9 protein-coding genes and 1 tRNA gene are annotated in these 5,599 nt (G+C 72.1%); 2 read left to right on the top strand and 8 right to left on the bottom strand.

The genetic code is table 11. The features are described 5' to 3' along the window. The 3 genes from ddaH to D1825_RS01540 all read right to left on the bottom strand — a co-directional run. Window positions 1-725, bottom strand: a 725-nt coding sequence (gene ddaH, locus D1825_RS01530) for a dimethylargininase (RefSeq protein ID WP_118765743.1), incomplete at its 3' end; no start/stop codon positions are given. 120 nt (window positions 726-845) lie between these two features. Then, window positions 846-1,304: an SRPBCC family protein gene (locus tag D1825_RS01535; RefSeq protein ID WP_118765744.1), complete on the bottom strand. Its 459-nt coding sequence runs from the start codon at window positions 1,302-1,304 to the stop codon at window positions 846-848. Next, window positions 1,301-1,675 carry an MmcQ/YjbR family DNA-binding protein gene (locus D1825_RS01540; protein WP_118765745.1) on the bottom strand — a complete coding sequence of 125 codons (375 nt, stop codon included), beginning with the start codon at window positions 1,673-1,675 and terminating at the stop codon, window positions 1,301-1,303. The genes D1825_RS01535 and D1825_RS01540 overlap by 4 nt, the downstream gene beginning before the upstream one ends. Window positions 1,676-1,700: 25 nt before the next feature. Here D1825_RS01540 and D1825_RS01545 point away from each other — a divergent pair, with 25 nt between their 5' ends. Beyond that, window positions 1,701-2,687 (top strand): aldo/keto reductase, encoded by a 987-nt coding sequence (locus tag D1825_RS01545; RefSeq protein WP_118765746.1) that lies wholly within the window; start codon window positions 1,701-1,703, stop codon window positions 2,685-2,687. 3 nt (window positions 2,688-2,690) lie between these two features. On the opposite strand, the gene D1825_RS01550 is transcribed toward D1825_RS01545, so the two are convergent. Genes D1825_RS01550 through D1825_RS01560 form a run of 3 tightly spaced genes read right to left on the bottom strand, consistent with a single transcriptional unit; the run spans window position 2,691 to window position 4,131 of the window. After that, window positions 2,691-2,942 (bottom strand): hypothetical protein, encoded by a 252-nt coding sequence (locus D1825_RS01550; RefSeq protein WP_118765747.1) that lies wholly within the window; start codon window positions 2,940-2,942, stop codon window positions 2,691-2,693. Next, window positions 2,924-3,673 carry a hypothetical protein gene (locus D1825_RS01555; protein ID WP_233549555.1) on the bottom strand — a complete coding sequence of 250 codons (750 nt, stop codon included), beginning with the start codon at window positions 3,671-3,673 and terminating at the stop codon, window positions 2,924-2,926. The genes D1825_RS01550 and D1825_RS01555 overlap by 19 nt, the downstream gene beginning before the upstream one ends. Further along, on the bottom strand, window positions 3,673-4,131 hold the full coding sequence (locus tag D1825_RS01560; protein WP_118765748.1) for an OsmC family protein: 459 nt from the start codon (window positions 4,129-4,131) through the stop codon (window positions 3,673-3,675). The genes D1825_RS01555 and D1825_RS01560 overlap by 1 nt, the downstream gene beginning before the upstream one ends. A gap of 168 nt (window positions 4,132-4,299) precedes the next feature. Between D1825_RS01560 and D1825_RS01565 the strand changes: the two genes are divergently transcribed. After that, window positions 4,300-4,372, top strand: a tRNA-Arg gene (locus D1825_RS01565). Between the two features lie 147 nt (window positions 4,373-4,519). On the opposite strand, the gene D1825_RS01570 is transcribed toward D1825_RS01565, so the two are convergent. Further along, the gene (locus tag D1825_RS01570; protein ID WP_118765749.1) at window positions 4,520-5,071 is read right to left on the bottom strand and encodes a hypothetical protein; all 552 of its coding nucleotides are present in this window, start codon (window positions 5,069-5,071) and stop codon (window positions 4,520-4,522) included. Between the two features lie 41 nt (window positions 5,072-5,112). After that, window positions 5,113-5,599: tyrosine-type recombinase/integrase (locus D1825_RS01575; RefSeq protein WP_138067304.1), on the bottom strand; the 487-nt coding region annotated here is incomplete at its 5' end.

Consider the following 5,599-nt stretch of genomic DNA (forward strand, 5'->3'; position numbering starts at 1 on the left):
TCCACCGCGCCGGGCGCGACGACCACGTTCTCGCCGTCGGACACCGCGTTGAGGCCCAGGGCCACGGCGTCGCGCTCGGTCGCGAGGATCGCGTCGGGGAACATCTGCTCGAGCACGGCCCGGCTGCCGGCCGAGAACGCGGGCGCGAAGTACGCGACCTGCGGGGACGCGGAGGTCGACGAGATCACCGCGAGCGCGGTGTCCAGGTGGTAGTAGTGCGGGTCGACGAGCTCGAGCGAGATGACCGGGCGGCCGAACAGCTCCTGCGCCTCGGCGTGCGCGGAGCGCTCGGTGCGGAAGCCCGTTCCGGCCAGGATGACGTCGCCGATGGCGAGCAGGTCACCCTCGCCCTCGTTGGTCTCGGCCGCGGTGTGCGTGACGAAGCCGCGGCCCGCGAACCACTTCTGGTACGCGGGGCCCTCGGGCTGACGCTCGGGGTAGCGGAAGGCGGCGGAGTAGACGACGCCGTCGACGACGGTCGCGCCGTTGGCGGCGTAGACCATGTCCGGCAGGCCGGCGATGGGGTCGATCGTCTCGACGGTGTGGCCGAGGTCGAGGTACGTGTCCCGCAACGTGCGCCACTGCCGCACGGCCAGGTCCGCGTCCGTGTACCGGGTCTTGTCCATCCACGGGTTGATCTCGTACGAGACCGTGTAGTGCACGGGCTCGCACATCAGGTAGCGGCGGTCGGTACGTCCGGGCGCGGTGCTGGCAGCGGCGGTCATCGGGCTCCTTCGAGGGCGGGGTGCGGTGACGCAGGTCTGCTTTCGAGGGTACGAGCCGTTCCGGCGGCGATCCGCCAACCCGCGTTGCGCATGTGGGCGCGATTCGTTGTGTGAAACGGGCTAGGACGAGCGATGCGTTGCGCCGACCTCGCGGGCGGCGGCGTTCAGGGCGCCGCGCACCATGAGCCCGAGGAACGGCCGCAGCAGCGCGCGCCCGAGGGCTGCCGGCACGTGCGCGAGGTACACGTCCTCGGTCCACAGCACGCGCGCGTGCCGGTCGTCGACCGCGGAGACCTCGATGCGGGCCTCGCCGAGCAGCACGGGACCGTGCTTGACGAACAGCGCCACGCGCGTGGCCCCCGGCGGGTCGGCGCGCGTGATGACCATGCGGTCGACGATCCCCGGCGCGCCTCGTCGGGCGAACGGTCCGGACGTCGCGCGGATCCGGGTCCCGACGCGCGGAGGGCCGTCCGTCTCGACGCGGGTCAGCGGCACCCAGCGCGCGTGGTTGCGGGCGTCGACCAGCAGGTCCCACGCCTCGTCGGCCGGCAGCGGCAGCGTGCGGGCCGCGCGGCTCATGCGGGCTCCAGCGCGGCGAGCTGCCGCTTGTTCGCGACCTGCCGGAACGAGCCCTCGAGCAGCTCGCGGACCTCGTCCCAGTCGCTGTCGGCGGCGAGATCGATCGCGAGCCAGCCCGAGGCGCCGTGGTACGGCGGGGAGTAGAAGCGCTCGTCGTGCTCCAGGGCGGGCCGCTCGTCGGGGTCCGGCTTGAAGACGAGTCCCGTGTCGTGCCCGTCGTGCACGCCGTAGACCGCGAACATCGGCGTGCCCGCGCGGAAGGTCGGCCGCCCCCACGCCTCGACCTCGACGGCCTCCGGCAGAGCCAGGGCGAGCGTGCGCACGCGGGCGAGCACCGGGTCGGTGATCGCGAACATGCGCGGGTGGGTCATGCTGACCCACGGTAACGTCGCAGGCATGGATACGCGTGTGCTGGGGCGAACGGGTCGGTCGGTCGGGGTCATCGGGCTGGGGTGCTGGCAGCTGGGCGGGGACTGGGGCGACGTCAGCTCGGACACCGCGCTGACGGTCCTGGAGGCCGCGGTCGACGCGGGCGTCACGTTCCTCGACACGGCCGACGTGTACGGCGACGGCCGCTCGGAGAAGCTCGTCGGGGAGTTCCTCGCCTCGCGCCCCTCGTCGGGCCTCACGGTCGCGACGAAGATGGGCCGACGAGCCGACCCGCACACCCCCGAGGAGTACACCCTCGACCACTACCGTGAGTGGACGGACCGCTCGCGCGCCAACCTCGGCGTCGACACCCTCGACGTCGTGCAGCTGCACTGCCCGCCCACGCCGGTGTTCCACCGCGAGTCCACGTACGACGACCTCGACACGCTGGTCGACGAGGGCCGCATCGCCGCCTACGGCGTCTCGGTCGAGACGGTCGACGAGGCGCTCGCGGCCATCGCGCGCCCGCACGTCGCGACGGTGCAGATCATCCTCAACATCTTCCGCCGCAAGCCGCTCGACGCGGTGCTGCCCGCGGCGGCCGAGGCGGGCGTCGGGATCATTGCGCGCGTGCCGCTCGCGTCCGGCCTGCTGTCCGGCAAGTACGACCTGTCGACGCAGTTCGCCGCGTCCGACCACCGCAACTTCAACCGGCACGGCGAGTCGTTCGACGTGGGCGAGACCTTCGCGGGCGTGCCTTACGAGGTGGGCGTCGCCGCGGCGCAGGACGTCGCCGCGCTGACCCCGGAGGGTGCGACCACCGCGCAGCTCGCGCTGCGCTGGATCATCGACCAGCCCGGGGTCTCCGTCGTCATCCCCGGCGCGCGCAACGCCGCCCAGGCGCAGGGCAACGCGGCCGCCGCGTCGCTCGCGCCCCTGCCGGCGAGCACGCTCGACACGCTGAAGGCGATCTACGACGGCCAGGTCGCGGAGCACGTCGCCGACCGCTGGTGAGGCTCAGCGGTCGAGGACTGCGCTGGCCTCGGCCTCGACCTCGTCGAGGGTCCGGTGCTGCACACGGGCGCCGGACCAGCGGCGGGTGTCGAGGTCCCAGCGGGTCGTCGAGCCCGGCGTGACGCGCAGCCAGACGGTGCGCGTCAGCCCGGCGGGTGTCGCTCGTCGGGCTGACTCCAGCGTGAACGAGGCGTGCGGGTGCCGCGCGTGCAGGCGCGAGCGCACCTGCTCGAACGTCAGCGGCGGATGCCCCACTTCTTCTTCTCCTTGACCGGAGCGGGCGGCAGCTGGGAGCGCTCGGCGTCGCCGAGCTGCTTGGCCGGGACGGGCTCGAGCTCGATCACGTGGCCGAAGGTGCTCGGCGGTGCGCCGAACGCCGCCCGCGCGCCCTCGATCACCGTGCGCCCCAGCGCGCGACCGCCCGCGACGCCGACGACGACGCCGACGCCGTACGGGATGAGGCGCCCGAAGAACAACCCGCCCTGCCGCGCGACCTGCTTGCGCACCATGCGCCGGGTCAGCGTGGTGTTGACCTTCTTCACGGTCGCCATCGGCATGCGCGTGAGCATCACCCTGGCGACGCCGACCGCGCCCTGCCCCGTGATGTCGGTGACCGCCTTCGCGCCCGACTCGCCGAGCAGGCTGGTCAGCAGCAGCGCGGTGCGACGCTCGGAGTCCTCGACGTCGATGCCGTGCACCGAGGCGACGGCCAGGACGTAGGCGGCCGACGCCCCGAAGAACGTGGCCACGTCGCTCGCGGTCAGCGCGAGCGCGACGCCCGTGCCCACGGCGGGCGCGGCCGCGGCGGCACCGACCGCGCCACCGGCTCCGCCGACGACGAGCAGGTACTCCTTCTCGAGCAGCTTGATGAGCTGTGCGGGGGAGGCCTCGGGGTTGCGCCGGCGGACCTTCTCCACGTGGGCGTGGATCGTCGAGGAGGGGATCGCGACAGCGCGGGCGAGCGCCTCGTCGACGAAGGACGGCATCAGCGCTCCCCGACGACCGTGAGCTCGACCTCGGCGCCGGCCTTGAGGGTCCGGCCGACCGTGCAGTGCTGGTCGATCGCGCGGTGCATGACCGTGAGCAGGCGGTCGCGCTGGTCGGGGTCCAGGCCGGACAGGTCGACGACGAACCGCTCCGTGAGCTGCGGGTAGCGGTCCTCGTCGTCGTCGGCCAGGCCCCCGACCTCGATGGTCACGTCGACGTCGTCGCCCAGTCGCCGAGAGACGGCGTTGTCCGCCGAGAGGCCGCTGCACGCCGCGAGCGCGATCTTCAGGAGCTCGCCGGGCGTGAACGCCTCGTCGTAGGAGATGTCGCCGATCTCGACCCGGGCGCCGCGCGAGCTGTGCCCCACGTAGCGCCGCGTGCCGGTCCGCTCGACCCACAGCCGCGTGCCGGCCGCGTTGGCGGGAACGGACGTCTGGCCCTCGACCTCTGTCGTCATGTCCCGATCCTTACACGCGCCCGCGCGCGATGCTCGGGGTCGTCGCTGCTCCCGCACGCGGTCCGCACGCCGCGCGACCCGGCATCCCGCCCTACGGGCCGCGGGGTCCTCGACACCGACGTTGGCCGGTACCCTGGTCCGGTTCGGGAGGCAGGGTGCTGCCTCCGAGCGCCTGTAGCTCAGGGGATAGAGCACCGCTCTCCTAAAGCGGGTGTCGGCAGTTCGAATCTGCCCAGGCGCACAGTGTGTTGGTGCAGGTCAGCGCGATCCTGGCTGCGACCGATGCGGTGGTCGCGACCGCAGTGTCCGGTTCGTGGTCAGCATGTGGTCAGCAGTCCGATTCGGACGGGCAGCGAGCGCCGCACGTCGAGCGTCGCTGGCGCCGATGTCATCGGGCAGCATCCACCCGCCGGCGTGCACCTGACTGCAAGTCACGCCGTCGCAGCCACTCATCGAACGACACGAGTTCAGGCACTCGCGGTCGCCCACGCAGTTCGTCCCGCCACACGCGAAGGCTCCGCAGCGCGTACGTCAGGTACTCCTCAGCGTTGCTCGCCCATTCCCGTGAGTATGGGATCGGCTGAACGTCGGGCTCATACGGCGTGCGGTCAGCGAATGCGTACACGCCGGTGGACTCGCCGATGGCGATCCGCACGCTCTGTTGGAGGTGCTGCCATGGCCGCGGCAACCTGTGTCGTTCGGCGTCGATGGCGTCTAGCGCTGCGGCCGCAGCCGCGTGCCACTCAGCGCCGTCTGCTTGGCGATCTGAGATTCGCACGAGCCGGGAGAGCACGTCGATTCTGGGGATAACGGAGTCCGCGGCGGTCAGCCGGAGGGTGCGCCTCTCCTGCTGCCCAAACGCGCGTCCAGCTGAGCCGTAGCCGACGACGCCAGCGAGCAGAGTGGGGAGCGAAACCATGAGGATGTCTTGCCAGGTCATGGGCGGAGTCTGACGGACGGCACTGACATCGCCTCAGGTCCCTAAGCCGAATCTGGCTCATGGCGCGATGGCGCAACTGGGTGCTCTGGATCGGGGAACACGGGCATCCGCTCCATCGCCAGCCACGGTGCCTCCGAGAAGAGGTGGCCGTAGAGGTCCATCGTCATCGTCGCGGTGGCGTGGCCGAGGATCATCTGGACCGCCTTCACGTCGGCGCCAGCGGCGATGAGGAGCGATGCGGCGGTGTGGCGGAGGTCGTGGATCGTCGTGCCGGTGAGGCCGACCGACTGGGTGGTCTCAGTCCAGCGGGACCGGACGCGGAAGTTGGTGTTGGTCCAGATCGCACCGGTCGGGCTGGGGAACAGGTACGAGCCGGCCGGCGCGCTGTCGATCCGGTCCCGGACGTAGGCCTCGAGCGTGGGCGGGACCGGCACCGTGCGGGGCTGGTGGCTCTTCGTCGGCCCGAAGACGGCGCCACTGGTCCGCTTCGACTGCGGGGCGGCGCGGTGGATCCGGACGCCGAGGCCG

This window comes from Cellulomonas rhizosphaerae (assembly GCF_003470205.1).
Taxonomy (GTDB): Bacteria; Actinomycetota; Actinomycetes; order Actinomycetales; family Cellulomonadaceae; genus Cellulomonas; species Cellulomonas rhizosphaerae.

Coding starts and splice junctions, on each gene's coding strand:
- D1825_RS01535 (WP_118765744.1), bottom strand. CDS start 1,304: ATGAGCCGCGCGGCCCGCACGCTGCCGCTGCCGGCCGACGAGGCGTGG.
- D1825_RS01540 (WP_118765745.1), bottom strand. CDS start 1,675: ATGACCCACCCGCGCATGTTCGCGATCACCGACCCGGTGCTCGCCCGC.
- D1825_RS01545 (WP_118765746.1), top strand. CDS start 1,701: ATGGATACGCGTGTGCTGGGGCGAACGGGTCGGTCGGTCGGGGTCATC.
- D1825_RS01555 (WP_233549555.1), bottom strand. CDS start 3,673: ATGCCGTCCTTCGTCGACGAGGCGCTCGCCCGCGCTGTCGCGATCCCC.
- D1825_RS01560 (WP_118765748.1), bottom strand. CDS start 4,131: ATGACGACAGAGGTCGAGGGCCAGACGTCCGTTCCCGCCAACGCGGCC.
- D1825_RS01570 (WP_118765749.1), bottom strand. CDS start 5,071: ATGACCTGGCAAGACATCCTCATGGTTTCGCTCCCCACTCTGCTCGCT.